The organism is Micromonospora sp. DT44, assembly GCF_049841635.1.
Taxonomy (GTDB): Bacteria; Actinomycetota; Actinomycetes; order Mycobacteriales; family Micromonosporaceae; genus Micromonospora.
The window spans coordinates 1-25,862 of the sequence record NZ_JBNCKS010000059.1 but is presented as its reverse complement, the minus strand read 5'-3'; the positions used below and the strand labels follow the sequence as shown (position 1 = coordinate 25,862).

The following is a 25,862-nucleotide window of genomic DNA, read 5'->3' as shown; positions in this document are numbered from 1 at the left end:
TGACCCGAGCCGGAGAGCCGACTCTTCCGCCCGCCCCGAAACCCTGCCACGACCATGGTCGCGCCTACCGCGCCGAGGGTCGCTTCGTTGAACGGCCCTGGTTGGTCGACGCACCCCACGGCGACCAGGAGTCCAGCCAACGCCACCAGCACGCCCGCGACCAGCAGAGTGACCCAAGAGAGGAGACGGGTGCCCATGCCACCAGTGAAGCAGCTCCCGGGAAAATCGCTAGGCTCAGCCGCCCGGAAAACCCGAGGAAGGATGATTGTCGTGCCAGCCACTCCCCTGTCGCCCGATGTGCCAATGCACGAGGGCCAGCTCAGGGTCTCACTCGACGTGGTGCGGGAGCTGGTGGACACGCAGTTCCCCGAGTGGCGGGGCCTGGCTCTCCAGCGCGTCGCCTCGCAGGGAACGGTCAATGCCATCGTCCGTGTCGGGGACCGGTTGACGGCCCGGTTCCCCCTTCAGCCTCATGAGGTCGACGTGGCACAGGCCTGGCTGGAACGCGAAGCGGAAGCGGCCCGAGAGCTGTTGGGCCGTACGCGATCTCCCACTCCCGAGCCGGTCGCCATCGGTAGACCGGGTGCCGGCTACCCGCTTCCCTGGTCGGTCCAGACGTGGACACCCGGAGTCGTTGCCACCGATGAGGACCCCGGGGACTCGGTCGCGTTCGCGCACGATCTCGCCGAGTTCGTCGACGGCGTGCGAGCCATCGACACACGCGGCCGCACATTCACCGGCCAGGGTCGCGGTGGCGAGCTACCCGCACACGACGACTACCTGGAGGCCTGCTTCCGGCACAGCGAAAGGTTGCTGGACGTCCCCCTGCTCCGCCGGTTCTGGGAGCTGATGCGGGAACTGCCGCGGGGCGGGACCCCGGACGTGATGAACCACAGCGATCTCATACCCGGAAACGTCCTTGTCTCCGACGGGCGGCTGGCCGGGGTCCTCGACGTGGGTGGGCTGGGCCCTGCCGATCCTGCCCTCGACCTCGTCGGCGCCTGGCACCTGCTGGAACGGGAGCCACGCCAGGCGTTCCGGAAGCGACTCGACTGCGACGATCTCGAGTGGGAGCGCGGTAGGGCGTGGGCCTTCCAGCAGGCGATGGGACTGGTCTGGTACTACCACCGGACCAGCCCGACGATGAGTCTGATCGGCCGACGCACCCTCGCGCGCATCAGTGCCGACCCACCGGCAGCCTGAGCGGGGCGTACGGAAGATATCCACGAGCGTCGGTCAGGTTTGCCGGGGCGAGTCCAACGCCGAGAGGGAATCCCCGGCCTCGGCGGCGAGCTTTCCGTTGCCCAGTCTTTCGTACTCGTCGATCGCTGCCCGGAACGCCTGGGCCGCCTCATCTCTACGCCCCTGGGCCGCGAGCGCCGATCCGAGGGCCTGGTACGCCGCGCCCACCCCGGCGCCGTGCCGGATTCGCAGGAAGATCTCCAGCATGGCACGGAAGTCCTCTTCGGCGTCCCGGTGCCGTTCGTCCTCCACGGCGAGCCAACCGCGCTCGTGGAGGCAGTATCCGCGGAGGAACTCGTCGTTCAGCCGGTCGGCGATGCCGAAGGCCCGCCTCGTCAGGGCGGACGCCTCCGCTTGGTGGCCGGCGAGTTTGTGCCCGGCGGCCAACCCGAGGACCACGTAGCCGTGCAAGGCCGTCTCCGGCGGCGGGAGCAGCGCTGCCGCACGTTCCAGCGTGGGGATGCTGCGCTCGGGACGACGGAGGGTGTTGTAGAGGACGCCGAGGGCGGAGCGAACCTCGATCTCCTCCTCGACCGCGTGCGATCGATGGAACAGTCGCAGTGCCCGGAGCAAATGCGCTTCCGCTTCATCCGAACGACCGTGCGCCCGCAGCGCCTCGCCCAGCCGGCGCGTGGTCTGTGCCAGCTCTGCCGGATCGCCCAGTCGCTCGGCGACCGCGACCGCCTCCCGCGCGGTGGTCAGCTCACGCTCGACCTCGCCGGCCAGTCCGTGGGAGTGCGAGATCCAGCGCAGCGCTCGCACCGTCCGGCGGTCATCGGCCACCGCCTCCGCCACCGACCGCCAGAGCTGTAGCCGGTAGACGTGGTCGTCGGCCGCGGTCAACAGCGGGTGCACCGCCTCCACCAGCGTCCACGCCTGGTCGGTGAGTCCCTCGGCCACGGAGGTGCGCAGCACGGCGAGGATGTTCTCGCGTTCGTCCGAGATGTCGCGCCCGGACGTCGCCAGGTCGCGCAGCCACTCCATCTGCCGGAGCAGACAGGCGGCACGGTCGTCGGGGGTCTCGGTGCGGTCGAGCATCTCCCCCGCGAACAACCGCAGGAGGTCGTGCAACCGATAACTCGTCGGTGTCGGCGCCTCGATCAGGAAGGCGTCCACCAGCCGGTCCAGCGCGGCCCGTACCAGCGGCAGATCAAGACCGCACCGACGGGCCGCGGACTCGACGCCGAACAACACACCCGGATGTGCCCCGGCACGCCGGAACACCAGCTGGTCCACGTCGCGCAACTCGTCGTACGTGGACTGGAAGGTCGACCTGATCGCCCGGTCGCCCAGCCGCAACTCGTCGAGCCGACGGCTCTCGTCCGCCAGGCGGTCGGCGAGGGCGGACGGAGCCCAGTTGGGTCGGGCTCGGAGCCGCGCTCCGATGATTCGCAGCGCAAGCGGTAGGCCGGCGCAGATCTCGACCAGCCGTCGTGCACCCGATGGGTCGGCCGCGACCCGCTCCGCTCCGATAGTGACGGTCAGCAGTTCGAGTGCCTGCCCCGGCGGCAGCGCGTCGAGGGTCAGGACTGCTCCCGGCAGGTCGGCGATCAGCCGGCGACTCGTGACGAGGGTGAGGCAACCCGCGCCCGCCGGGATCAGCGGGCGCACCTGCGCCGCGTCGACGGCATCGTCGAGCAGGACCAGGAGCCGTCGGTCGGCAACCACCGACCGGAAACGCACCGAGAGCTCCTCGATGGTGCCCCGCCGCTCCTGCGCGTCACGGCCGACCGACCGGAGCATCCGGATCAGCGCGTCCTGCGGCTGCGTGGGAGCGGCGCTGGCGCCGTTGAGGGGCACGAACAGCTGACCGTCCGGGAAGTGCTCGCGGACCCCGTGGGCGTACGCCAGGGCGAGCGCGGACTTCCCCGTGCCTCCCGCCGCGGAGATGACGACCACCTGGGCCCCGGCCCCGACCAGCTCCTCGACAGCGGCCAGCTCCACATCGCGGCCGACCAGTCGGGGCGCGACGGGAAGCTCACCCGGACGAACCGGGTCGTCCGTGGGCGGGGGAACGGGCGACGCCGAAGGCACGCCGCCTGGTCCCAGCCGGTGTTGCCACAGGGCGAGACCTACCCCGGTGAAGGTCAGGACGGCGACCGTGGGCCAGGCCAGCCACCCGTACGCCGCGACCGGCTCGGGCAGGTCGCCGCCCGTCGCGACGTTGACCACGACAGCCAGCAGGACGGACAGCAGACTCGATACGGTCACCAGAAGCAGCGCCACGTGCCGACCCGGACCGCGCTCGCCGTCTCCGGTGCCACGACGCCGGCGCCGCCGTGCGGCCGTCGACACCCAGAGTTGGCTCGGCATGCGGCCATGATGCCAGTACCGCTGGACGCGGAAGCTCCCCCGCGAGCGTCTAGCCCAGTCCAGTCGCGTCCACCCCGCGACACCGGTCAGGGGTTGAACAGTCTCCAGTGGCCTTCGGAGATGACGTCGACGGCCCCGTCGACCACCGTGATGGCGGTGTTGTCGTCGATGGCGTAGGTCGGGACCGGAATGCCGGCTGCCCACTTCTCGATGGCGGACAGTGTGGTGTCCGGCATGTCCGGATGATCGAGGTGGGGGTAGAGCGTGAAGTCCACCAGGCCCAGCGCCCGGTCGGCGCCCTGCGCCATGTCGCTGCCGTCCGGAACGAATTGACTGTCGAATTCGGCGTCGCAGTTGTACGGGGTGACCGCGATGCTCCCGGCGCTGACCCCCACATAAACCGTGTCACTCAGCGACGGCAGGAGGTCGGCCAGGCCGGACTGGCGCAGCCAGTAGGTCAGGTACAGCACGTCGCCGCCCCAGACGAGGAGGGCATCGGCCTCCCGGACCGCCGGGACCCAGTTCTCCTGCCGAACGGTCGGCAGCGCCGTGAGTTCCAACATCCCCAGCGACTTCCAACCCAGTTGGGTCAGCGGGATCGAAGCGTGGCCGTGGACCGCCTTCCACGCTTTGTCGGCTCCACCGGGGAAGGGGTGAACGCCGGTCGGGATGAACAGGGCCGTGGACTCGGCGATCGGCTTGCCCAGCAGGCCGACGAGCGCGTCGGAGATGCTCGGGTTACTGATGCCCCCCCGACGTGAGAAGGAACTTCATGACATCCGCCCTCCTGGTCGTCACCTGAGAACGATCATATTGCTCACGAGGACAAGCGACCGGGGCCGCCGGTGGCGGCCCCGGTCGGCGAATCAGCTCCCGCAGATGCCGTACCCGTTGAGGCTCCACGAGCCGGCGAAGCCGTCGGCGTCCTCGTCCGCCCGTACCCGAACGGTGTTCCCCCCGGTGATGTTGATCGCGGTCAGCAGCACCTGGCCGTTGCCGGCGTTGATGTCGGCGCCCGCACTGTAGAGACCCTTGCCGGCCGGGCACGTCTTGATGGCGTGGTCCGTCGAGTTGCTCGCGCTCGTTCCGGTCAAGGCGACCCGCTCCAGCCCCGCGGGCGCGTTGGCGCAGACCGCGATCGAGGTGGCGCTCCAGCCGGCCGGCGAGGTGCCCTGCACGGCGACCGCCCGGACGGTCACCGAGGTCAGGTCGAACGACGGCACAACCTGGTCGAGCACCACGTCACCCAGGCCGCTGTTGACCCGCCCACCCATGCCGATGACCTTCTTCGTCCCGCAGCTCGCCGTGACGTACTCCGTTCCGACCGCCCCGGTCGTGGCCACGACCTGGTATCCGGCCGGCGTGGTGGCGCACTGGGCGACGGCCTGCAACCCCCAGTCGCCGGCGAAGTTGACCGGGCCCGCCTCCCGCATGGTCACGAAGAACCCGGTGCCGTTCGCCAGCGGCTCCAACCGGTCCAGCCCGACGCGCCCCGCGGTCGACGAGCTGGTGGTGACGAAGCCTCCGCCCCCGGTGACCACCTTGCCGGCCGGGCAGGACGCGAGCGCCGACTTGTCCGCGCTGCTCTCGGCCGCCGAATGGGTGACCGTCTCCAACCCGGCCGGCACCGCCCAGGCCGGCGCCGCCCAGGCCATGCCCGCCACCACGGCAGCCGTCGACACAACTGCCGTCAGCACGCCCCGTCCCCTGGTTACCCGCATGTCGCTCTCCTTGTCCACATTGGCCGGACGAGCCGGCCCGCCTCCCCCGGACCTGCGGATCCGGCGGCTGAGGAGAGCCTGGGCGAGGCCGCTTGGCGTCCGCTATCCGACCGCTTGGCGCCGGTCGCACGGGTCCCGCCGTCCATAGACTGTGGTCGTCCCATCACGACTGACGAGGAATGCCATGCGGTGGTCAGTCCTCGGCCCCGTCCAGGTGACCGCCGGCGGGTGCGCCCTCCCCATCGACCGTCCCCAGCAACGCGCGGTGCTCGCGCTGCTGCTCCTCAACGCGGACCGGTTGGTACCTCTCGGGCAGGTCGTGTCGGCGCTCTGGGCCGACGACCCGCCGGCCAGTGCCCGGACGCAGGTGCAGGTCTGCGTCTCCCGGATCCGGGCGGCCCTGCGCGAGGCGGGCGCGGCCGACCTGCTGGCAACGCAGGGCGGCGGCTACCGCCTCAGCGTGCGCGGGACCGAACTGGACCTCACCGAGTTCACCGTGGCCGTCGAGCGGGCCCGCGTCGAGGAGACAGCCGGTCGGCGGGCCGAGGCGGCGCGGCTGCTGCGGGACGGCCTGGCGCTGTGGCGGGGGCCGGCGCTGGCCGGCGCGGCCGGCGCCTTCGTCGACGCCGCCGCCGCCGGACTGGACGAGCAGCGGCTGCTCGCGTACGAGCGGCTCGCCGCCGTGGAAATTGGTCTCGGCCGGTACGCCGCGACCGCCCACACCCTGCGTTCCCTGGTGGTCGAACATCCGCTCCGGGAGCCGCTGGTGGCCGGTTACCTGCTCGCCCTTGCCGGCTGTGGCCAACAGGCCGCCGCGTTGCGGCTCTACGCCGAGACCCGCCGCCGTCTCGTCGACGAGTTGGGCGTCGACCCCGGCCCTGAACTGAGCGGGGCCCATCTGCGGGTGCTGCGGGGGCAGACGACGGCCGAGCCCGCACCCGCGGGGCCCGCCGGCCCGACTCCGGCGCAGCTTCCCGGCGACCCCGCCTGGTTCACCGGCCGCGCGGCGGCACTGCGCCGACTGGACGCACTGCTGCCCGCCGACCCGGCGCGGGCCTCGCGGGACGGCGGCCAGGACGATCCGGCCCGGGCGGTGGTCATCTCCGCCATCGCCGGCACGGCAGGGATCGGCAAGACCACCCTCGCGGTGCGCTGGGCCCACCAGGTCGCGCACCGCTACCCGGATGGACAGCTCTACGTCAACCTGCGCGGATTCGACCTCGACGGTCGGGCCGTGTCGCCGGGCGAGGCGCTGCGCGGGTTCCTGGAGGCGCTGCACGTGCCGCCTCAGCGCGTACCCACCGACCTGCCCGGGCAGGCCGCCCTGTTCCGGACGCTGCTCGCCCACCGCCGGGTCCTGGTGCTGCTCGACAATGCCCGCGACGACGAGCAGGTGCGGCCCCTGTTGCCGGGATCCCCGGGCAGCCTGGTCGTGGTGACCAGCCGTAACCGGCTCACCGGCCTGGTGGTCAACGCCGGAGCCCACCCGGTGACGCTGGACCTGCTCGCACCGGCCGAGGCGCGGGAGCTGCTGATCGCTCGGCTGGGTCGCGGCCGTGCCCGGCGCGAAGAGACGGCGTTGGACGAGATCGTCCGATGCTGCGCCGGCCTGCCGTTGGCCCTGGCCGTCGTCGCGGCCCGCGCGGTCGGGCAACCGGACGTGCCGCTGGCGGTGCTCGCGAGCGAACTACGGGACAGCGGCCCGGACCGGCTCAGCCCACTGGCCACCGGCGACCCGATGACCGACGTGCGGGCGGTCTTCTCCTGGTCGTACCGGGCCCTGGACGCCGACTCGGCCCGGTTGTTCCGACTGCTCGGGCTGCACCCCGGCCCCGACGCCGGGCGGACGGCGGTGGCCGGCCTCGCCGGTCTGCCGCCGGCTCGGGTCGGCCCGCTGCTGGCCGACCTCACCCGGGCGAACCTGCTCACCGAGCGCACCGCGGGCCGGTACGCGATGCACGACCTTCTGCGCGCGTACGCCTCGGAGCTGTGCCACGACACCGACCCCTCGGTCGAGCGGGAGGCTGCCCGACGCCGCCTGTTCGACCACTACCTGCACGCCTCGCACGCGGCGGACCACCTGCTCGACCCGTACCGGTTGGCGCGACCGGCCGCGCTGCCGCCGCCAGCGACGGGAGTGACGGTGGGCGCCCGCCCGGAGCACGCGTGGGCGACCGCGTGGTTCGCCGCCGAGCACCACGTCCTGCTGGCGTGTGTGGAACAGGCGGCGGCCGCATGCCTGGACCGGCACGCGTGGACGCTGGCGGCGGCTCTCACCACGTACCTCGATCGCAGCGGGCACTGGCCGGAGCTTGCCGCCGCGCAGCGGACCGCGCTGGCGGCGGCGCGGCGTCGGGGTGATCTGGCCGGTCAGGCCCTGGCGCACCGCGGCCTCGCCATCGCCTGCACCTGGTCGGGCGATCACGAGGCGGCGCACCGGCACTACCGACGCGACCTGGAGCTGTACCGCGAGCTGGGCGACGACACCGGACGGGCGCACACGCACCTCGGGGTGAGCTGGGTGCTCGCCCGGCAGGGCCGGCTGCGGTCGGCCCTGGACGAGACCCGGCTGGCCCTCGACCTGTACCGGGCCGCCGACTACCGGGTCGGGCAGGCCAAGGCGCTCAACAATCTGGGCTGGATGCACGCCCGGCTCGGCGAGCCGGGGCCGGCGTTGCAGTGTTGCCAGGCGGCCCTGCGGCTGCACGAGGAGACCGGCGACCGGCACGGCGCGGCGCTGACCTGGGACAGCCTGGGGTACGTCCGGCACGGCCTCGGCGACCACGACGAGGCCGCGGACTGCTACCGGCGGGCGCTGGCACTGCACCGGGAACTCGGCGACCGGTACGACGAGGCGGAGGTGCTGGACAACCTGGGTGACAGTCTGCGGGCCGCCGGTGACCTCGACGCCGCACGCCGGGCCTGGCGGGAGGCGCTGACGATCTTCGACGAACTACGGCATCCGGACGCCGACCGGCCCCGGGCCAAGCTGGCCGTCCCGGCCGTCCCGGTGGCGCCCACCGGCGGTGGCGAGCTCTGACCGAGCCCGGCCGCCGCGAATCGACAACAGCCGAAACGCGACGAGCATCAACCCCTCCTGACCAGGCATTCTTGGCTCATGGACCATTCCACGAACCTGGCTTTGGAGGTACGGACATGTTCACCACGAAGTTCTGGAAGGCCACCGCCGAGCGGGCGGTGAAGAGCGCCGCGCAGGGTCTGCTCCTCTACTGGGGGGCCGACGTGGTGTTCAACGCGTGGCAGGCGGACTGGGCGGCAGCGGGTGGCATCGCGTCCGGCGCCGCGGTGCTGTCGGTGCTCACCTCACTCGTGAGCGCGAGGGTGTCGGGCGAGGGTGACTCGCCCAGCCTCGTGGACGGCGAGCAGTAGCACCCGCCGTGCCGGGAGCCCTTCGGCGTCGAAGGCGCTCCCGGCCGTCGAATTGACTCGGCGGCAGGAAGGCGCGACGCTGTGGCAGCGCTCCCATCGACGGGCTCCTATTCGAAAGGAATGCTCGTGCGTCCCCACAGAGTTCTACTTCCGGTCGTGCTCGCCACGGCCCTCGGCGGTCTGGCACTGCCGGCACCCGCCCTGGCCGCGGCCGGCCCGGCACTGGCCGTGGACACCACCGCCGCCCGGCACCAGATCAGCCCGTACATCTACGGCATGAACTTCGCGGACGAGGCCCTCGCCCGCGACCTGCGGCTGCCGGTGCACCGCTACGGCGGCAACGCCACCACCCGTTACAACTTCCGCGCCGACACCACCAACCGCGCGGCCGACTGGTACTTCGAGAACATCCCCAACGACAACCCGAGTCCCGGGGACCTCCCGAAGGGCTCGGAGAGCGACCGGTTCGTGCAGCAGAACAAGGCCACCGGGGCCGCCACGGTCATGACGATGCCGATGCTCGGTTGGATCGCCAAGGACCGGACGCGGGCCTGTGGCTTCAGCGTCGCCAAGTACGGCCCGCAGGAGTCCACCGATCCTTGGGCACCGGACTGCGGCAACGGCAAGAAGCCGGACGGGTCGCTGGTCACCGGCAACGATCCGGAGGACACCAACATCGCCGTCGGCCCGGAGTACGCCACCGACTTCGTCAACCACCTCAAGGAGCAGTTCGGGGCCGCCGCCGACGGAGGGGTCCAGTTCTACAACCTGGACAACGAGCCGGATCTGTGGCACTCCACCCACCGCGACGTCCGCCCGACCGGGCTGGGCTACGACGAGCTTCGCGACCGCACCTACGAGTACGCCGCCGCGATCAAGGCCGCCGACCCCGGCGCGAAGACGCTCGGTCCGGTCGGCTGGGGCCTGAACTCGATCTTCTACTCGGGCCTCGACCAGGACACCTGCTCACGCACCGGCTGCTGGTCGAACCCACCGGACAAGGCCGCGCACGGCGGGCAGGACCTCGGCCCGTGGTACCTCGACCGGATGCGCGAGTACGAGCAGCAGCACGGCACCCGCATCCTCGACTACTTTGACGTCCATCTTTACCCGCAGCAGTCCGGCGTGCTCGGCGACGCGGCCGGCGACGCCAACACCCAGGCGCTGCGACTGCGCTCGACCCGCCAACTCTGGGACCCGACCTACGTGGACGAGAGCTGGATCAACCAGCCGGTCCGGTACATCCCGCGCCTGCGCGAGCTGGTCGACCAGCACTACCCGGGCACGAAGATCGCGATGACCGAATACAACTGGGGCGGCTACGGTTCGCTCAACGGCGCTCTCGCCCAGGCCGACGTCCTCGGCATCTTCGGCCGCGAAGGACTCGACCTGGCGACCCTCTGGACCGCGCCGACGACCGACCAACCGGTGGCCAACGCCTTCCGCATCTACCGCAACTACGACGGCTCCGGCGGCGCGTTCGGCGACACCTCCGTTCGAGCGACCAGCGCCGACCAGGGCAAACTGGCCGTGTACGCCGCCGAGCGCAGCGCCGACAAGGCGCTCACCGTGGTCGTCGTCAACAAGACCGGCGACGACCTGACCAGCCCCGTCGCCCTCACCGGCGTCTCCGCGAGCACCGCCCAGGTCTACCGGTACAGCGGGACGAATCTGGCCGGTGTCGTCCGGGAAGCCGACCAGCCGGTGACCGCGGGGGGCCTCACGACCACCTTCCCCGCCAACTCGATCACCCACCTGGTGCTGCCGCGCGCCACCGCGCCCGGCGACACCCAGGCGCCGACCGCCCCGAGCAAGCCGACCGCCGGCACGGTCACCAGCGACAGCATCGCGCTGGCCTGGACGCCGTCCACCGACGACACCGCCGTCACCGGCTACGACGTGCACCGGGTCGACACCACCGGCACCGTGAAGGTCGGCAGCGCCACCGGCACCACGTACACCGTGACCGGGCTGACGCCGGACACCCCGTACACCTTCGTGGTGACCGCCCGCGACGCGGCCGGCAACGTCTCGGCGGCCTCGCCCGCCCTGACCGTGCGGACGGCACCCACCGCGCCCACCGGCCGATGCACGGTCGGCTACACGGCGAACAGTTGGCCGGGTGGCTTCACCGCGACCGTGACGATCAAGAACACCGGCACCACCACGATCGACGGCTGGAAACTCGGCTTCGACTTCCCCACCGCCGGCCAGAAGGTCAGCCAGGGCTGGTCGGCCACCTGGAAACAGAACGGCACGAGCGTCACCGCGGACAGCATGAGCTGGAACGGCAAACTCGCCGCCGGCGCGTCCACGAGCATCGGTTTCAACGGGACGTGGAGCGGCACCAACCCGGCGCCGACCGCCTTCACCCTCAACGGTCAACGGTGCGCATGACCTGAGAGCCCCACACCGGGAGCGGGGCCGCAGGGGTCCGGGGCGCAGCGTCGCCCCGGACCCCTCGCCCGCGAGCGGCGGGGCACTGAGCTTCTACGGTCGGGACCCGATCGCCGCCGTCCTGGCCGGTGTCGAGCCTCAGGACCGGGCGGAGCAAGGTCTGTCAGCGCATGGCGGCGGTGACATCGGCGGCGACGGCGAGTGGATCCGTGAGCGGTCGATCCAGCAGGCGCACGAGGTCGGGACCGTTGTCGTGAAGAAACCCGTGGCGGATGCCGGTGGCGATCGAGGCGAGCATCGGCGGCTGGAACGGCAGCAGGTTGGCGTCGCCGAGCAGGCGGGCGCGGTACTCGCCGAGTCCGATCGTGCGGTGCGCGACGCCGAGACGGTCGGCGATGTCGCCGGCGGTGATCGGGGTGCCGACCAGGTCGTACACCTTTCCGGCATGTGCGGTTGGCTCGCCCGCGACGACGGCGGCGGCAGCGGCCAGGTCGGCCCGCGCCACCGCGGCGAGCGCGCCGGTCCCGAACGCCGACTCCAGGCCGTCGGGCGTCCACGCGAGCAGGGCGCCGAAGAGTTCGGCGTACAGCCCGTTCCGCAGGATCGTCCACGCCAGCCCGCTGGTCGTGATCATGCGCTCGGTGGCCCGGTGGGCCAGCGCGAACCCGAGATGGTCCCCGGCGCTGGTCAGGCTGGTGTACGTCACGTGGGCCACGCCGTCGCGGCCGGCGGCGTGAAGGAGAGCCCGGTGACGCGCGATGACCATGTCGTCCTCGGCGTACCCGGCCGAGACCAGGACCAGGGTCGAAACCCCCGTGAGGTCGAGGGTCGCGGGATCGTCGAAGTCAAGGTGGCGCTGCGCGCCGGTGGGAGTACGACTTCCCGCCAGCGCGGGTGTCCCTCGGTCGGCGAGCTCTGCGAGGGTGCGCGAAGCGAGCTGTCCGTTGGCGCCGGTAACCATGATCATTGCGGCTCGGTCTCCTGCCGTGGTTCTCTTCAGTAACTACCGGGAAGCCTGGGCCCATGCCCGGCGGGCTACAAGGAGGCAGTCTCGTGTCACCAACGCACACCGAGGTAACCGCCGAAGCCGCCGAGCTCGAACCGTGCGGACAGCCGGATCACCCGGACTGCGGCATCCGGGACGTTCTTGACCGGGTGGGCGACAAATGGTCCGTTCTCGTGATCGTCGAACTCGCCGCCGGGCCGCGACGCTTCCGCCAACTCCAGCGCGCCATCCACGGAATCTCCCAGCGCATGCTGACCCTCACGGTGCGCCGCCTGGAACGGGACGGCCTCGTCCTTCGGACCGTCTACCCGACCGTGCCCACCCAGGTCGACTACCGCCTCACCGAAACCGGCACCAGCCTCACCCACCTCGTCAAGGCGCTCGCCGACTGGTCGCTGGCACATCGCGACGTCATCGCCGAAGCTCGCCAGGCGTACGACAGCGACCACCCCGACAACGAGATCCGGTGACGCTTGGTCGACCCGCCAGCGGCGGTCACTTCCGCGGCAGGCGCCAAGCTATCCCGCTGGGCGCTGTCCGAGGTTCGACACCAGGGCTCGCTGCACCACCGCAGTGGTGGTCAGCACCGTTCCCACCGGCCCGTCAGCGGTAGCCGCCACGAGGTAACTGCGCTCGCCGAGGTACTCGTACGTCTGCTCGTCGAAGATCCACTCATCGCGCCGGCTCCGCTCGGTGTACGCGACCGCCACCCCCCGCCGCCCGGCCGCGTCCGTGACCCCACGAACCACCTCGACCCCCGGAATCCTCGCCGCCGCCTGGTAGAGCGCGGCAGTCGTCCGTGGCGGCACCAGGGACTCGCGCAGGATGTCGCCGATCGCGGTGAACGCCGCGCCATCCCGGCTGTTGCCCCTGCCACGCCCATCGCGCTCCCGGTAGAGCTTCTTCAGCAGGGCGTCCGGATCAGTGGGCAGATCGACGAGGGCGGCGTTCGGCGTCACGTCCGGGAGGGTTTCCTGCTCCGGGATCACACCGATGATCGGTACGTGGAAGAAGGGCTGGCGGAGCAGGCCGTCGCCGCGCTTGTTGCGTGGAATCCAGATCTCCCATTCGTGCACCGGCTTCAACCGCGCCGGGCCGTCACCCAGCTCGGCGAACGCGCCCCGGCTCCTGATGTAGACGTACTCCCCCTCGCCGGACGACCGGTCCGGCGTGGCTCCGGCCGCCGTGGCCATCCGGCTGAGCAACACCGTCGCGCCGCCGTGATCGCCCTGCTCGACCGTGACGATCAGCGGCGCGCTGTCCGACGCCCACGGCTGGGCGATCGCCGCGGCCGAGACCGCGACCGCCAGCACGCCGGCCGCGGGCGCGAGCACCAGCATCCGCCGTGGTCGCCGGGCCGGCCGCGCGATCTCGTTCATCAGGTGACGTCGCAGCGCCTGCCGGCGCGGCGCCGGCAGGGCCGGCACCTGGGGGGCGGTCGGCTCGCTCATCGGTACTCTCCCTGCTCGACGGGGATCATTCGGGTACGCGCCATCTCCTGCTGTGCCAGGGCCCGCAGCCGGGTCCGGGCCCGCGACAGCCGCGACCGCACGGTCCCGACGGGTACGCCCAGCGCCTCGGCCGCCGCCGCGTAGTCGAGTTGCGACCACACGCAGAGCAGGAACACCTCCCGGTCCGCCCGGCGCAGCGCCCGCAGTCCCGCCATGACCGCAGCCACCTGGTCGGCATCGTGCATCCGGGCGACCACCTCGTCGGCGAAGTCCGGGACGGTGTCGCGTACGGGCAGCCGCCGCATCGCCTCCCGGTGCCGGCGTGCCGCCCGCCTGCGATTGCGCAGAACGTTGGTGGCGATCCCGAGCAGCCACGGCCGCAGGCTGCCACCCTCCGGATGCAGGGATTCGCGGATTCGCCACGCTTCGAGGAAGGTCAGCGACACCACATCCTCGGCCTGAACCGGATCGCCCCCACTCCACACCGCATGCCGATGGACCGCGTCGGCGTGCTCGTCGAAGAGCTCACCGAGCGCGTCGGTGTCTCCGGCCCGGATCCGGACCCGCATCTCAGCTGTCACGCCTATACCTGTCCGCAGCCGCGCCCGAGTTCCACACCCGCGGATATTCCTCGTCTGGGCATGGCGCCAGCACCGCCCGTGCTCAGCTCAGCGCGACCGTGCCCACGATTCGCGTGGGGGCGACGGAACCGCCCACGGGTTCGTTGGAGACGCCGAACGTTCCCGCGTCGGCAACCGGGCCGATGACCGCGGTCGACGCCCTGACTCCCTCGGCGAGTCGTCCCACCTTGCGGGGCTCGCTGCCACGGATGAGCCAGAGCTCGTAGATCCGCCCTGGTCCGGGCTCGGGCAGATCACGCAGCAACACCACCCCGCGGTCCCGGCCGCGGGAGACCACCACCGTCGCGGCGCCGTCCGGCTGCAAAGACCGCTCGAACACCTGGGCGTCCGGGGCGTCGAGGACGGCGGCGATCTGCCGAGCCTGCTCGCTGCTGGCCCGCTCGTCGCTGACCCGATCGTTGGTCACGGCCCAGGTGGCCGCGCTCGCGCCGCCGGCCACGAGGACGGCCGCCGCAGCGGCCACGGTGAGGCGTCGCCACCTGCCGGCCTGCCGCGTGGCGCTGTCCCCTGCGGCAGCAGCGCGCACCTGCGGGGTACGCGCCGCCTGGACGAGGGTGCGCTCCCGCAACCCCTGGGGCACGGCCTCGACGACGGTGTCGTCGGCGAGCCGTGCGACCGTCTCCCGTAGCTCGGTCACCTCCAGGCGGCACGACTCACAGTCGGCCAGGTGCCGCTCGAACGCCGCCCGTTCGAGGTCGTCGACCGCGTTCAGGGCGTACGCGCCGGCGAGGGTGTGGATGTCGGCGCTCATGCCCGTCCCTCCATGTCGATGCCCAGGCAGTCACGCATCCGGATCAGTCCGTCGCGCATCCGCGTCTTCACTGTCGGCAACGGTGTCTTCAGCTTCTCGGCGACCTCACGGTAGGTGTGGCCCCCGTAGTAGGCCAGGGCCACCGCCTCCCGCTGGACCGGTGTCAGCCGGCCCAGACAGCGGCGGACCTGTTCGCGCTCCAACCGGGCGGTGACGTCCTCGACGACCTCGTCGTAGGGGACGTGCGTCTCGGTCGCGGCGACCCGCTGGGTGCGTTCGGTGTGGGCCTGCTCGCTGCGCACGCGATCCACCGCCCGCCGGTGGGCCACCGTCAGGATCCAGGCAGAGGCTGAGCCACGACCGGCCTCGAATCGGCCGGCGGTGCGCCACACCTCGACCATCACCTCCTGTGTCACCTCCTCCGCCTGCGCCGGGTCGCGTACGACGCGGCGGGCCAGCCCGAGGACCCGGCCGGCCATGGTGTCGTACAGCGCCGCGAACGCCGCCTCGTCACCCCGTGCCACTCGAGCCAGCAACTCGTCGGGGCTCGGTGGCGTCGCGGTGTCTGGCGGCACCGAACGTAACCGCCGCGCGTACTCCGGCTCGCCGCTCATCCTCGGCATGTCCTCTCCTGTGCTGGCGGCCGTGCGGTCTGCCGCCGCGTACTCGTTTGCCAGGCGGAATGGGCGTGAGCGAGGCGCGCGTAGACAATGACATTGTCGCGATGATGCGCTCCACGTCTCCGTTTCCCCCTGAACACGTCAAGCACCAGGTCAGGTGATCGTGACGGTGGTGCTGTGCCAGCCGGTCGCGCCGTCGGGGAAGGGCGCGGCCCGTTCGTCGGTCTGAGTCGTACCTGTGGCGTCGGTGGCTCGTACGCGCAAGGTGTGGCTGCCCGGGGTGGCGTCCCAGCGGTAGGTCCACTGCCGCCACAGGTCCGGCGATGGTCCGTCGGCCAGGCGGGCCTGCCGCCACGGACCGTCGTCGACCTGCACCTCGACGGCGGCGATTCCGCGCCGTTGCGCCCAGGCGACACCGGCGATGATGACGGGCCCGGCGCGACGTTGCGCGAAGGGTCTCGGGGTGTCGATGCGCGATGCGGTCTTGACGGGCGCGTCGGCGGCCCACCCCCGCTGCACCCAGTAGGGGTTGAACGCGTCGAAGGTGGTCACCTTCATCGAGGTGAGCCACTTGCAGGCGCCCACATAGCCGTAGAGGCCGGGCACGAGCATGCGGACAGGAAAGCCGTGTTCCAGGGGCAGGGGTTCACCGTTCATGGCCACGGCCAGGAGCGCGTCGCGTCCGTCGAGGATCGCCGCGAGCGGAGTGCCGATGGTCATGCCCTCCACCGAGCGGCTGACGAGCTGGTTCTGCCCGGCGTGGAGGCCCGCCTCGCGGAGCAGCGGTGCGAGAGGAACGCCAGTCCAGCGGGCGGTGCCGATGTAGGGACCACCGACCTCGTTCGAGACACAGTTCAGGGTGATGTCACGCTCGACGAGGCCACGGGCGAGAAGATCTTCGAATTTCCAGGTACGAGGACGCTCGACCGCCCCGTTCAGGGTCAACCGCCAGGTCTTGAGGTCCACCTGCGGAACGGTGAGAGCCGTGTCGACACGGTAGAAGTCCCGGTTGCGGGTGAGGAACGCCGAAACTCCGTCGACACCGACGGAGACACCGCCGGGTAGCGGCGGTGCCGGTCGTACCGGCGGCGGTATGCGAACGGCGGCGCGGGAACGGGCGCCGGCCGCGCTCCCGCGACCGACGGCCTGTCCGACGGCGGCCGTGGCACCGGCGGTCAGGGCGGTCCCCGCCGCCGTGGCCAGGAACTGACGGCGGTCGAGCAGCCTCGGCCGGCTCGGTGGAGTGAGCGTCACCGTTCGACCGGCGCGCGCCAACAGCAGCAAAGCGGCGCACCCGACGCCGGCGCCAGTCAGCACCGGCAGAACGCCCAGGGGCGTCGCGCCCGGGCGGGACAGGACGGCGGCGACACCGACAGCGGCGAACACGGCGAGGCCAGCCAGACCGTAAGGTCGTCGACGAAGCGCCGCCGCGCCGAGCAGAACTGCGGCCAGGGCCAGCAGCGCGTAGACACCGGCCAGGAGCGCGATCTTGTCGTTGGCGCCGAAGGTGCGGATGGCGAACGCCTTGACGCCCTGCGGTGCCAGGTCGATGGCGACGCCGCCGACTGCCAGCACCGGATCGGAGGCAGGGGCGACCAGTGCCGCGAGGAGGTGCGCCACGGCCAGGGTCACTCCGGCGGTCAGCACGCCGACCACCGAGCCGCGGACAGCGGTTATGCGGAGGGTCGACCCCGGCCGACGGGTCGCCGGCCGGGGCTCGATGTCGGTCGCCGTCATCAGCTCTTGGGCATCAGAACGGTGTCGACGATGTACACGGTGGCGTTGGCCGTCGAGACGTTCCCGCAGACCACCATCGAGGTGCCGTTGACGGTGAACGACGAACCGCTGCCGGTCACCTCGAGTTCGCCGCCCTGCAGCGTCTTGTGGGTACCCGCCAGGGTTTCCGGCGACAACTGGGTCGTCACCACGTGGTAGGTCAGGACCTTCTTCAGCAGGGCGTCGTCGGCCAGGACCTTGTCCAGGTCCGCCTTGGGGATCTTGGCGAACGCGTCATTGGTCGGCGCGAACACCGTGACGCCCTGCGCGCCGTTGAGCGAGTCCACCAGATTGGCCTTCTGTACGGCCGTGACCAGCGTCGACAGCAGCGGGTTGCCGGACGCGGCCGTGGCAACCGGCACCTTCGCCATCGCCTCGAAACTACCCGCGTTGGACGGATCGGTCGGCACGGCAGCGCACCCCGAGCCGAACTGACCCGACATCATCATCGAAGGCGAAGCCGATGCCGCCGGCGTGCTGGCCGACATGCTCGGCGCGCCGCTGGCACTGTCCTCGCTGTCGGTACCGCCGCAGGCGGACAGGGCCAGCACAGCGATGACACCGACCGAGGCGAACAGGCGTCGCTTCATACGTACTCCTCAGATGCTTGTACTTCACTGCTGTTGTCAGGAGGCATTCGAGGCCGATCTCGAGACGGATGGCCGCAACGTGGAGGAATTCGCAGCGGCTGCGCCGAAGCCGTCCCGGTCGGAAGCATGAGCGCCCAGGCACCGGGTATCCGCCCGGCATGGGTAGCCAACAGCGCAACAAGCACGACAGCGGCGGCGAGTCGGCGCGGGGCCGCCGGCACCCGGGCAGCGGCGCACGGGGCCGGCAGGGGGCGACGGCCGAGCACTCGCCGAATCAGCGGCACGAGCGCACCGCTACCGGATCAGCCGGCACGGAGCGCGACCATGGCCGGTCGAAGGCCGCCCAGGAGGGGCGGGTCAACCGCCAGGGCACGGCCTGACCGGCCGGCTGTCGGTGAGAGGAGATCGCACCAGGTCCCTCGGGGCACAGCTGGTCACCGAGGGGAGAAGGGGGCCTCTCGTCCCGAGTGCCGCCCATCACCCAGCGATTGAGCAGGTCACGGCCGGGGTAGTGCCCGTCGTCGCAGAAGATCAATAGGCGGCCGGGTCCGGTGCGCCGGCGAGAGGGGCATCACCGGTGCGGACGTGGGGGCGCGACGCCGTAGCACGGCTTCGGGGCGACGGGATGACCGCGATCGAGCTGACCGCCGCCGCGGTGGTCGCCTGGATCGTGGCAGCGGTGGTGATCCGTCACCCGGACCCGTTCTACGCTCCGACCGCCGCGCTCGTCGTGCTCGGTGAGTCCCGCGGGCGACGGCTACGGCAGACCGTCGAGATACTGCTCGCGGTGGCCGCCGCCGTGCTCGTCGCGGAGCTGCTCGTATACGCGCTCGGCCCCGGCACCGGCACGGTCCTGCTCGTGCTGCTGCTGACCACCACGACGCTGGTGCTGATCGGAGCCCGCCGTGCCCTGGTCGTGCAGGCCACCGTCTCGGCCATGTACCTGGTCGTGGTCGCCGCGCCGCATGGCACGCTGATGCCGTTCCGCTTCGTCGACGCGCTCATCGGTGGCGCGGTCGCGTTGGCCGCCAGCCAGCTGATGGCCGCCCGCGACCCGTTGGCCCCGCTCGTGGCGCAGGCGCGGCGCAGCTACACCGACCTGGCCGACCTGCTCGACGAGGTGAACAGCGCGCTGCGGGGGTGCGACGAGGATTCCGCCCGCGCCGCGCTGGACCAGGCTCGGCAGGTGGACGACTGCGTCGCTCAGTTGCAGACCGCCGTGCTCGCCACCGGTGAGACGCTGCGGCTGGGGCTGCGCCGCCGGCATCTGGGCAAGCTCGTCGACGTGGAGGCGACGCTGCGGCAGCTCGACTACGCCGCGCGCAACATCCGGGTGCTGGCCCGGGCCGGCGTGACCCTGACCCGCCGGCACACCGCCACACCGCCGGAGCTGGCCGCCGCGATCGGCGCGCTGACCGCCGCCGTACGGTCGGCCGGGGAGGCTCTGGCCAGCGATCTCAGCGGCGCCGACGCCGACCGGCACGCACACCGGGCCGACGCGGCGGCCCTGGAGGCGGTCCGGATCGCCGCGGGCCTGCTGCGGTCCGACCCGCCGCTGCCGGTCACCATGATCGTCGGGCAGATCCGGGCAACCGCCATCGACCTGCTGCGCGGCGTCGGCCACGACGACGTGGGGGTGCTGGACCGGGTGGACGAGGCGCTCGGTCTGAGCCGGGTGTGACGCCCGGCCAGTCGGCGCGAGAGCAGTTCGCCCCGACGGTACGGCGAAACTCACCCATGGCTGGCCCGCTACTCGCGTCCGACCCAGGTCGCGATGCATGCCTCATTACCCTCGGGGTCGGCCAGCACCCACCACTTCGGCGCGTGCGCGTCGGAGACGACGCGCCCGCCGGCGGCCAGGGCGGCGGCGATGCGGTCCTCCGCTTGATCGTGCGGGACGGCGACGTCGACATGCATCCGATTGCGTTGCGGTCGCGCCGTCTCCATGGGTTGCAGCCCGAATCCGGGCCCCCGTCGCGCCGGATCGGCCAGGTAGTCGTCACCGATCTGCCGGTATCCCAGCAGCGCCTGCCAGAACGGCAGCACGTCCGACTTCACCAGGGCATCGAGGGTGATGTTGATGAGCTGCACCGCGGTGGGATCGGCGGGGATGCCCAACGCCCGCGCAGCGGCCGATATCCGTCGCGCCAATGAGATGTCACGCCGGGACAGCGAAACGGTGACGCCCGCGTGGCGCAGGTCCAGGTTGAGATGCTTCTGCTCGTCGCGTCCGGCGAGCCGGCCGATCTCGTCGACGAGCGCGATCCCCGCCGACAGCGAGCCAGTCCGGAAGTAGGCCGAGACCAGGTGGTAGAGACAACGCCAGTCTTCGACACCGTCCGCCTCGTGGAACCGCCCAGCGGTGATCTGCGCCGTCACGTTTGCGAACCTGACATCGACGACGACCCGAATGCCGATCGCGGGTTGGCCATCCCTCGCGGCCCGTCCCCTCCGCGTGGGCGCCAGCGCTGCCGCCTGCTGTTGTCCTTCGACAATCGCGTCTTGATGATCACCCGCAGCACCTACTCGTCCTCTTGCTCATCACGGCGCTGAGCGAGTAGTTCGTCCGGGATACGAATCTCAGCTCTTACGTCAGCCCTCTGCTCGTCGACCGACAGACTGACCGAGACGGACCTGATCGATCCAGGGTTTCGGACGCTGAAGGACACCACCCAGCCGGGGTGCGCCGCCCATACCATGGCATCGACGGCGGAGCCGGTCAGATCCTCCGCGCCGAGCTCTTCGCACCGCAGCTTGAGCGCCGTCCGCGCCACCAGCTCGATGTCTGGGTCAGGGGACTTGGGGGCGGTAGACACCTGACTGCGCCGTAGCCGTCCGAGCGCTGCCCTGAGCCCGTCGTACGCGGCGTTACCGAGCACTCCGGTGGCCATAGCCGTCCCGACATAGATGACCGCAGCGGTGGTCTCGGCCCATGGAAAGGCGCCGGTTACTACAGGGGGACGGTGAGCTTGGTCGTCGTTGGCCGAGAGCGGGTTATCGGTCATGCCCAGAGAGTAGCGACGCGGCCAGCCCACGAGGGGGTGCCCCAGCCGCGCATAATTCCTGAGCCGAGCCGGACTGGCTGCGCATGGCCCGGCGGAGAGCATCTCGGGGAGGGCCGGGCCCGGCCGCCTCTGCCGCAGTCATCAGCTCGGCGGCGTTCTCGCCCAACGCGATTCGCGGCAGTGATTCAGGACGCTCGGCTCTCCTGTTTCGTCGCGACGAACAGAAATTCCTGATCCAGGGCCCCGGTGCAGTTCGCCTGCATCGCCTCGGCGCCGGGGTTCACATCCGCCGGGCCGCCGAGCGCACCAACGCAGAGGCCACTGTGGATCGGACGTAGCCGGTAGCCGTTGGGAACCGGCACGTTGGTGGCCTCCAACAGGTACCGCTGGTGAGCGGCACCGGTGCAGTCGTCCGGCGCCAGCAACGCCCCGTCCACCGTCAGCGCCTCGTCGACGGTCAGACAGCCCACGCCCTCCGTCGGATGGTGCCATTGGATCTCGTAGACCCCGACACCGACAGCTTTGAGGAAGGTGTCCGGAGAGATCCGCTCGCACGCCCGTTGCACCGCAAGCGGCCGGTTGGTGCGGCCGTTACGCTCCCGCCCCTCCCCCAGGCACAGGTCACGATCCCGCACGTGCGCGGGTCGGATCAGGTACCAGCCATCGGGCAGGGCGGCAGTCGCGGGCGTGGAAGCCCTGGAGGATTCCACGGCACGGCCACCCGAGCTGTCCGAGCCGAGGGCGCCCTTCCAGGCCAACGCCGTGCCCGAGCCGATCACGGCGGCGAGGGCGGCGATCAGCACGATTGCCCTCCTCGACTGTCGCGGCCGAGCAGCCGGGGCGGGCGGAGCGACCGGTTCCACGGTGGCCACCTCGGCCTCCTCGACCGGATCCGGAGAACCGCTCGAGATCGGCCCGACGGCAAGCCGGTTACGGGCTGCGACCCAGCGGGCCGCCGTGGCGTCGTCAAGTCCGCAGGCTCGTGCAAAGGAATGCACCACCTGTTGCCGGGGCAGGGTCGTACGGCTCAACGCCGACGCGATCGTGCTCGACGGCAGGACGTCCCCTGAGGCGTCGGCCTTGGCCGCGAGTTCCCGGTACGTCAGGCCGGACCATTCCCGCAGGGCCCGCAGCGCTGTCACGAACTCGGCCGGGTTCGTCGCCTCGTCGGGGCTGGGCGGCTGCGTTCCGGCTTCCGACATGCGACTCCCCCATGCGTCGATCGGACTCGATCGAGGTTAACGATCCTAGTCATGGGACGCTCGTTGATGGGTAGCTCGCCACGCGACAGCGGGTTCGACGCCACGGCCCACGTTTCGCGGGTGCGATACTCGCCGCCGTGAGTTCGCCGCTGGAAGCCTTCGCCGGGCTGCTCGACCGCTCCATCCGCGAGATCACCGCCCTGGCCACGGACGCCCGGGGCTTCGACGCGGCTCGGATCGGCCGCATCGCCGATATCTGGGACAACAACGCCGTACCTCTGGTGGGCGCGGCCTGCGCTCCCAGATTCCTTCGATCCAGACGAGCCCGCGCCGGCCTTCCGTGGATGGCTGACCTCGGTGTCGACCGACGCAGGCTGATGGTCGACCTGGACCCGAGCCTGGACAGAGTGCTCCCCACCGCACAGCCGGACCGTTCCGTTCATCGGAACTACCTGGGGCGCGTCTTCCCGGGCGTCTTCCGGCTGACCGCGGAAATCGTCGACGCGCTCGCCCGCGACTACGACCTCGCCGCCGGCAGCGTCCGCTCGCTCACGGCCCGACCTTCGGATGCGGGATTGCGGGTACAGCTCACCCTGGCCACTCCACGGCGGTTCACCCCCGGTACCGGACGCGTCTCACGGGACGGGTCCCAGAAGCCCTGGCCGGCCGCGCCGCTGAGGTTCACCTTCGACGGAGTCACCGATCTGCGGTTCGACGCCGAGGACCGGGTCGGGATCGCCGTGAGCCGCACCGACGCCGGGCCGGGGGTGGCGATCGGGCGCACCGGTCGCCTGCGGGCGACCGAGGCTTCCGTCTGGCCCGACGACCCGCGATGGTACGAGTCAACGGCCGGCCGGGCGGCCGACCTCGTCACCCCGCACACACGGCCGCGCCGACGAGAGCCGGTACCGACGTCGACCCTCACCGCACCGCAACGGGCCGCCGCTCAGGCGCTGGTCATGTTGCTGAACCACGCTCGGCTCGTCCACCACTATCCGAAGCTGGCCGCCGGCGTGCCGATCCTCGACATCTGCCGTATCGCGGGCGAGGCGGGCAGCGCCATTCTCGCCGCGAGCTCGCGTCGTGGCGCCGAGCGTCAGACGGCCTTCGCGGAGCTTGCTCGACGGTGGCGTCACGTACCACCCGGGGTGCCGCCTGAGACGATCCGCTCCGGCCCGGCGGTGCTGCGTCACGCACGGTACGACGAGCCGCACGCCGACCACGACGTTGCTCAGCACGGCGCTGCCGTTCTCCTCGCCGCGATACCGGGCGCAGACCCCGAAGGACCGTGGGCTCTCGCCAGTGGGGAGATCGCCGAGCCGTCACGATTCCGGATCGCCAGCACCGCGTTCGACGACGGCCAGCACATCGACCGCGCTGAAGGCGCTTTCCGCATGGGCGAAGCGCTCGTCGTTCGTTGAAGCGTGAACGACCACGGGGGCGCGGCATTCCGTGATCGGCGGCGTACTGACCTGGCTCAGGTGGCGGCAGTGGCAGACGGTGAGTAGCTGTACACGACATAGCCCCGGTAGACCGCGATCTTGTCGTACAAAGCTCGGGCCTCGGCATCCACCTCGGTGTTCCAGTACAGGCGTGGGGAGCCGTGCTTGTCGGCATCCTGCGCCACCCATTCGATCATTGCGGTGGCGATGCCTCGCCGTCGTACCTCGGGCGTGACGAACAGTTCAGCCAGATAACATCTCCCGGCCCCCCAGACGCTTGCGTGGAACAGGTAGTGCGCGATGCCGACCATCGTGCCGTCGAGCCGTGCGCAGATGCCCCGGATCTGCCCACCGTCGACCAGGCGTTGCCAGGTCCGTTCGTAGCCATCGTCGTCGACCTTTGTCGCGGGCCGACCCGGCCGGCCAGCCCAGTGCGCGTGGAAACTCCGGGTCAACGCTTCCCACTCGTCACGGTCGAGGTGTGTCAACGGGCCGATGCTCATCACGTCGCCATCCTCACATCAATCCCAGCACCCGGCGCATGCATAGCGAGGGCGTGCGTAGGAGCCCTCGATCGAGCCGAGGCGAGGCTCAGGTGGCGGTCCGGCAAAGGGCTACCGTAGCGGGAATGTCGATCATGCCCCGTACGGTGCGGTGGCTCATGCCCCTGGCCGCGCTGCTGTTCCTGGGCCTCGCACTGCTGATTCGCGCCGTCGACGACGGGGCGCTGCGGCAGTACTCCGGCACCGCGCTGTACGCGTCGATGGTCTGGGCCGCGGTGCTGTTCTTGTGGCCACGGATGGCGCCGATGCCCGCCGGGACCGTCGCCATTGTCTTCTGCTGGGTAGTGGAGCTCGCACAGCTGACCGGGCTGCCAGCCGAACTGTCGGCGCGGAGTCTCGCCGCGAGGCTCGCGCTGGGTGTGCAGTTCGACCCCGTCGACCTGGCCTGGTATCCGGCGGGCGTGGCTCCCCTGGTGGCGCTGCACCACCTGGTACGCGCCCGCCACCGTGCAACCGCCGCGTGAGATCGTGACCCAGCCGCCCCCGACGTGCCCCAGCCCGTCGCTCACGTAATGCCGCAGCGCCGGCGAGAGCGCTGGCCCGGCGCGCTCCGGCAGCGGGACGGCCGGAGTCGTGTCACCCTATTTCGACCGCAAAGCGGTAGCGGTCACGAGTACGTAGCCGATGCCAGACATCGGAACCGCGTACGCCAGGGCGAGTGCGCGGTCCGGCCAGGTCCGCGCCACGGCTAGGGGACTCAGGACAGCCAGGGCAACCAGGACGAGTACGTACTGGACGATGTTCGCGGTGTCGTAACTTGGCTGGCCGATCCTCAGCAACTGCAGGATCGCTTCGGCGAGAAGGACCGCAGCCGCCAACCCGAGGGCCGGCCGCCGGAACGGCCCAGGTTGGCGGGCTACCACACCCCCGAATCCGAACACGATTCCAGCGATCGCTCCCAGCACCATCCACTGCCGCGCGGTGACGTCCCAGACCGTTGACCAGTCGTCATGCTGAATAAGCGCTGCGGCGATGTAGTAGCTGGGCACGGCGATGAGCAGCATGATTACCGCTGCGGCGATGGCCCGGCCCGCTGGCCGACGGAGAAAGAACGCGAGCAGGAACGCCGCCACCGCCCAGACCGCAATCGAATTGCCGAGGCCACCGAAGGGCGCCGGCACGAATTTGATCCAGACGAAGTCAAGGAATCCGAGTAGCAGACCCGCGACCGGTGCGATGACGGAGACCCGTCGGGTGATCGACATAATGAGGAAGCGTAGGAAGCCCGCAAGGACTTGCCATCGGGCTCGCGACAGAGCCGGGGGCGCTCCAACCGGCCAAAAGGCGTAGGCCGCTCGCGGCGGCGGGTCCGGAGACCGGCAGCACCGGGGCATTTCCGGGCCGCCAGTTTCGGAGGCCACCGCCGCTCTGCTCTACCGGCCGGCTCGCAGCTCACCCAGGACCTGTACAACCTCGGCGCGGACCTGCGCTGGGCAACCCGCCCCTAGTCACCAGAGGAACCCCAGAAGTAGATTTCGCTGGGGTTGCCGTCAGCGTCATGCAAAACCGCGCACCGACCGAACCAGCTTCGGTCCGCGAGAGGTTCGAGCGCCTCCACGTGCGACCGGGTCAGCTTGCGGGCACCCAGGTACTCGAACGCCCCCGCCTCGACCACCGGCCGGATCGTCCCGTAGCCAGGCTCTTCGCCGTCGGCCAAGATTCGGGACATATCCAATGACGTGATCTCAACAAGAATCCGGTAGGTATCGGTATTCGAAATGGGTGAGGTGGAGAGCGGCGCGGACGATGTCG

25 protein-coding genes and 1 pseudogene are annotated in these 25,862 nt (G+C 71.0%); 9 read left to right on the top strand and 17 right to left on the bottom strand.

The features are described 5' to 3' along the window. Positions 1-270: 270 nt before the first annotated feature. Positions 271-1,203 (top strand): aminoglycoside phosphotransferase family protein, encoded by a 933-nt coding sequence (locus ACLQ25_RS27095; protein ID WP_425733598.1) that lies wholly within the window; start codon positions 271-273, stop codon positions 1,201-1,203. Positions 1,204-1,236: 33 nt separating this feature from the next. Here the strand turns inward: ACLQ25_RS27095 and ACLQ25_RS27090 are convergent, their stop codons facing one another. The 3 genes from ACLQ25_RS27090 to ACLQ25_RS27080 form a co-directional block, all read right to left on the bottom strand. Then, positions 1,237-3,555: an ATP-binding protein gene (locus tag ACLQ25_RS27090; RefSeq protein WP_425733597.1), complete on the bottom strand. Its 2,319-nt coding sequence runs from the start codon at positions 3,553-3,555 to the stop codon at positions 1,237-1,239. An 86-nt stretch (positions 3,556-3,641) separates the two neighbouring features. After that, positions 3,642-4,250 carry a Type 1 glutamine amidotransferase-like domain-containing protein gene (locus ACLQ25_RS27085; protein ID WP_425733613.1) on the bottom strand — a complete coding sequence of 203 codons (609 nt, stop codon included), beginning with the start codon at positions 4,248-4,250 and terminating at the stop codon, positions 3,642-3,644. Between the two features lie 171 nt (positions 4,251-4,421). Then, positions 4,422-5,276: a hypothetical protein gene (locus ACLQ25_RS27080; RefSeq protein WP_425733596.1), complete on the bottom strand. Its 855-nt coding sequence runs from the start codon at positions 5,274-5,276 to the stop codon at positions 4,422-4,424. A 184-nt stretch (positions 5,277-5,460) separates the two neighbouring features. Here ACLQ25_RS27080 and ACLQ25_RS27075 point away from each other — a divergent pair, with 184 nt between their 5' ends. The 3 genes from ACLQ25_RS27075 to ACLQ25_RS27065 all read left to right on the top strand — a co-directional run bounded on the left by ACLQ25_RS27075 (position 5,461) and on the right by ACLQ25_RS27065 (position 11,063). Next, positions 5,461-8,316, top strand: coding sequence for a BTAD domain-containing putative transcriptional regulator (locus ACLQ25_RS27075; RefSeq protein ID WP_425733595.1), 2,856 nt, complete (start codon positions 5,461-5,463; stop codon positions 8,314-8,316). Between the two features lie 116 nt (positions 8,317-8,432). Beyond that, positions 8,433-8,666, top strand: a complete 234-nt coding sequence (locus ACLQ25_RS27070) for a holin (RefSeq protein WP_396802831.1) — start codon at positions 8,433-8,435, stop codon at positions 8,664-8,666. Positions 8,667-8,792: 126 nt separating this feature from the next. Next, positions 8,793-11,063 carry a glycoside hydrolase family 44 protein gene (locus ACLQ25_RS27065; protein WP_425733594.1) on the top strand — a complete coding sequence of 757 codons (2,271 nt, stop codon included), beginning with the start codon at positions 8,793-8,795 and terminating at the stop codon, positions 11,061-11,063. Between the two features lie 163 nt (positions 11,064-11,226). Here the strand turns inward: ACLQ25_RS27065 and ACLQ25_RS27060 are convergent, their stop codons facing one another. Both ACLQ25_RS27060 and ACLQ25_RS27055 read right to left on the bottom strand, forming a co-directional pair. Further along, positions 11,227-12,030, bottom strand: coding sequence for a hypothetical protein (locus ACLQ25_RS27060; RefSeq protein WP_425733593.1), 804 nt, complete (start codon positions 12,028-12,030; stop codon positions 11,227-11,229). Between the two features lie 89 nt (positions 12,031-12,119). Then, positions 12,120-12,302, bottom strand: a complete 183-nt coding sequence (locus tag ACLQ25_RS27055) for a hypothetical protein (protein ID WP_425733614.1) — start codon at positions 12,300-12,302, stop codon at positions 12,120-12,122. On the opposite strand from ACLQ25_RS27055, the gene ACLQ25_RS27050 reads away from it, so the two are divergent. Further along, positions 12,219-12,539, top strand: a complete 321-nt coding sequence (locus ACLQ25_RS27050; protein ID WP_425733612.1) for a winged helix-turn-helix transcriptional regulator — start codon at positions 12,219-12,221, stop codon at positions 12,537-12,539. The genes ACLQ25_RS27055 and ACLQ25_RS27050 overlap by 84 nt on opposite strands. 48 nt (positions 12,540-12,587) lie before the next feature. Here the strand turns inward: ACLQ25_RS27050 and ACLQ25_RS27045 are convergent, their stop codons facing one another. From ACLQ25_RS27045 to ACLQ25_RS27020, 6 genes are all read right to left on the bottom strand, one after another. Continuing rightward, the gene (locus tag ACLQ25_RS27045; protein ID WP_425733592.1) at positions 12,588-13,520 is read right to left on the bottom strand and encodes a CU044_5270 family protein; all 933 of its coding nucleotides are present in this window, start codon (positions 13,518-13,520) and stop codon (positions 12,588-12,590) included. Beyond that, a complete protein-coding gene (locus ACLQ25_RS27040; protein ID WP_425733591.1) occupies positions 13,517-14,101 on the bottom strand; it encodes an RNA polymerase sigma factor in 585 nt (194 codons plus the stop codon). Before ACLQ25_RS27040 ends, ACLQ25_RS27045 begins: the two co-directional genes overlap by 4 nt. 82 nt (positions 14,102-14,183) lie before the next feature. Then, positions 14,184-14,912, bottom strand: coding sequence for an anti-sigma factor (locus ACLQ25_RS27035; protein WP_425733590.1), 729 nt, complete (start codon positions 14,910-14,912; stop codon positions 14,184-14,186). Further along, positions 14,909-15,535, bottom strand: a complete 627-nt coding sequence (gene sigK, locus ACLQ25_RS27030) for an ECF RNA polymerase sigma factor SigK (protein WP_425733589.1) — start codon at positions 15,533-15,535, stop codon at positions 14,909-14,911. Before sigK ends, ACLQ25_RS27035 begins: the two co-directional genes overlap by 4 nt. A 150-nt stretch (positions 15,536-15,685) precedes the next feature. Next, positions 15,686-17,269, bottom strand: coding sequence for a molybdopterin-dependent oxidoreductase (locus tag ACLQ25_RS27025; protein ID WP_425733588.1), 1,584 nt, complete (start codon positions 17,267-17,269; stop codon positions 15,686-15,688). Continuing rightward, positions 17,269-17,859: a fasciclin domain-containing protein gene (locus ACLQ25_RS27020; protein WP_425733587.1), complete on the bottom strand. Its 591-nt coding sequence runs from the start codon at positions 17,857-17,859 to the stop codon at positions 17,269-17,271. Before ACLQ25_RS27020 ends, ACLQ25_RS27025 begins: the two co-directional genes overlap by 1 nt. A gap of 197 nt (positions 17,860-18,056) precedes the next feature. Between ACLQ25_RS27020 and ACLQ25_RS27015 the strand changes: the two genes are divergently transcribed. Beyond that, positions 18,057-18,278 carry a hypothetical protein gene (locus ACLQ25_RS27015; RefSeq protein ID WP_425733586.1) on the top strand — a complete coding sequence of 74 codons (222 nt, stop codon included), beginning with the start codon at positions 18,057-18,059 and terminating at the stop codon, positions 18,276-18,278. A 245-nt stretch (positions 18,279-18,523) separates the two neighbouring features. Next, positions 18,524-19,579, top strand: coding sequence for an FUSC family protein (locus tag ACLQ25_RS27010; protein ID WP_425733585.1), 1,056 nt, complete (start codon positions 18,524-18,526; stop codon positions 19,577-19,579). A gap of 68 nt (positions 19,580-19,647) precedes the next feature. Here the strand turns inward: ACLQ25_RS27010 and ACLQ25_RS27005 are convergent, their stop codons facing one another. From ACLQ25_RS27005 to ACLQ25_RS26995, 3 genes are all read right to left on the bottom strand, one after another. Continuing rightward, a complete protein-coding gene (locus tag ACLQ25_RS27005; RefSeq protein ID WP_425733584.1) occupies positions 19,648-20,277 on the bottom strand; it encodes a VOC family protein in 630 nt (209 codons plus the stop codon). 143 nt (positions 20,278-20,420) lie between these two features. Continuing rightward, positions 20,421-20,903: a hypothetical protein gene (locus ACLQ25_RS27000; protein WP_425733583.1), complete on the bottom strand. Its 483-nt coding sequence runs from the start codon at positions 20,901-20,903 to the stop codon at positions 20,421-20,423. A 185-nt stretch (positions 20,904-21,088) separates the two neighbouring features. After that, complete coding sequence (locus ACLQ25_RS26995) at positions 21,089-22,105, bottom strand: helix-turn-helix domain-containing protein (RefSeq protein ID WP_425733582.1); 1,017 nt, start codon at positions 22,103-22,105, stop codon at positions 21,089-21,091. A 137-nt stretch (positions 22,106-22,242) separates the two neighbouring features. On the opposite strand from ACLQ25_RS26995, the gene ACLQ25_RS26990 reads away from it, so the two are divergent. Continuing rightward, the gene (locus tag ACLQ25_RS26990; RefSeq protein ID WP_425733581.1) at positions 22,243-23,526 is read left to right on the top strand and encodes a hypothetical protein; all 1,284 of its coding nucleotides are present in this window, start codon (positions 22,243-22,245) and stop codon (positions 23,524-23,526) included. Between the two features lie 56 nt (positions 23,527-23,582). Here the strand turns inward: ACLQ25_RS26990 and ACLQ25_RS26985 are convergent, their stop codons facing one another. Further along, a complete protein-coding gene (locus ACLQ25_RS26985; protein WP_425733611.1) occupies positions 23,583-24,050 on the bottom strand; it encodes a GNAT family N-acetyltransferase in 468 nt (155 codons plus the stop codon). Positions 24,051-24,175: 125 nt separating this feature from the next. Here ACLQ25_RS26985 and ACLQ25_RS26980 point away from each other — a divergent pair, with 125 nt between their 5' ends. After that, positions 24,176-24,574, top strand: a complete 399-nt coding sequence (locus ACLQ25_RS26980; RefSeq protein WP_425733580.1) for a DUF2809 domain-containing protein — start codon at positions 24,176-24,178, stop codon at positions 24,572-24,574. 117 nt (positions 24,575-24,691) lie between these two features. Here the strand turns inward: ACLQ25_RS26980 and ACLQ25_RS26975 are convergent, their stop codons facing one another. Both ACLQ25_RS26975 and ACLQ25_RS26970 read right to left on the bottom strand, forming a co-directional pair. Continuing rightward, on the bottom strand, positions 24,692-25,315 hold the full coding sequence (locus ACLQ25_RS26975) for a DUF6518 family protein (RefSeq protein WP_425733579.1): 624 nt from the start codon (positions 25,313-25,315) through the stop codon (positions 24,692-24,694). Positions 25,316-25,554: 239 nt separating this feature from the next. Then, positions 25,555-25,862 (bottom strand): annotated as a pseudogene (locus ACLQ25_RS26970) (hypothetical protein); the annotation flags it as partial.

Bases quoted from the DNA above. Each gene is read 5' to 3' on its own strand.
- ACLQ25_RS27025 (WP_425733588.1), bottom strand. From the start codon at position 17,269: ATGACGGCGACCGACATCGAGCCCCGGCCGGCGACCCGTCGGCCGGGG.
- ACLQ25_RS26975 (WP_425733579.1), bottom strand. From the start codon at position 25,315: ATGTCGATCACCCGACGGGTCTCCGTCATCGCACCGGTCGCGGGTCTG.
- ACLQ25_RS26980 (WP_425733580.1), top strand. From the start codon at position 24,176: ATGTCGATCATGCCCCGTACGGTGCGGTGGCTCATGCCCCTGGCCGCG.
- ACLQ25_RS27070 (WP_396802831.1), top strand. From the start codon at position 8,433: ATGTTCACCACGAAGTTCTGGAAGGCCACCGCCGAGCGGGCGGTGAAG.
- ACLQ25_RS27075 (WP_425733595.1), top strand. From the start codon at position 5,461: ATGCGGTGGTCAGTCCTCGGCCCCGTCCAGGTGACCGCCGGCGGGTGC.
- ACLQ25_RS26985 (WP_425733611.1), bottom strand. From the start codon at position 24,050: ATGAGCATCGGCCCGTTGACACACCTCGACCGTGACGAGTGGGAAGCG.
- ACLQ25_RS27010 (WP_425733585.1), top strand. From the start codon at position 18,524: ATGACCGCGATCGAGCTGACCGCCGCCGCGGTGGTCGCCTGGATCGTG.
- ACLQ25_RS27060 (WP_425733593.1), bottom strand. From the start codon at position 12,030: ATGATCATGGTTACCGGCGCCAACGGACAGCTCGCTTCGCGCACCCTC.
- ACLQ25_RS27015 (WP_425733586.1), top strand. From the start codon at position 18,057: ATGGGTAGCCAACAGCGCAACAAGCACGACAGCGGCGGCGAGTCGGCG.
- ACLQ25_RS27080 (WP_425733596.1), bottom strand. From the start codon at position 5,276: ATGCGGGTAACCAGGGGACGGGGCGTGCTGACGGCAGTTGTGTCGACG.
- ACLQ25_RS27090 (WP_425733597.1), bottom strand. From the start codon at position 3,555: ATGCCGAGCCAACTCTGGGTGTCGACGGCCGCACGGCGGCGCCGGCGT.
- ACLQ25_RS27045 (WP_425733592.1), bottom strand. From the start codon at position 13,520: ATGAGCGAGCCGACCGCCCCCCAGGTGCCGGCCCTGCCGGCGCCGCGC.
- sigK (WP_425733589.1), bottom strand. From the start codon at position 15,535: ATGCCGAGGATGAGCGGCGAGCCGGAGTACGCGCGGCGGTTACGTTCG.
- ACLQ25_RS26995 (WP_425733582.1), bottom strand. From the start codon at position 22,105: ATGTCGGAAGCCGGAACGCAGCCGCCCAGCCCCGACGAGGCGACGAAC.
- ACLQ25_RS27035 (WP_425733590.1), bottom strand. From the start codon at position 14,912: ATGAGCGCCGACATCCACACCCTCGCCGGCGCGTACGCCCTGAACGCG.
- ACLQ25_RS27000 (WP_425733583.1), bottom strand. From the start codon at position 20,903: ATGACCGATAACCCGCTCTCGGCCAACGACGACCAAGCTCACCGTCCC.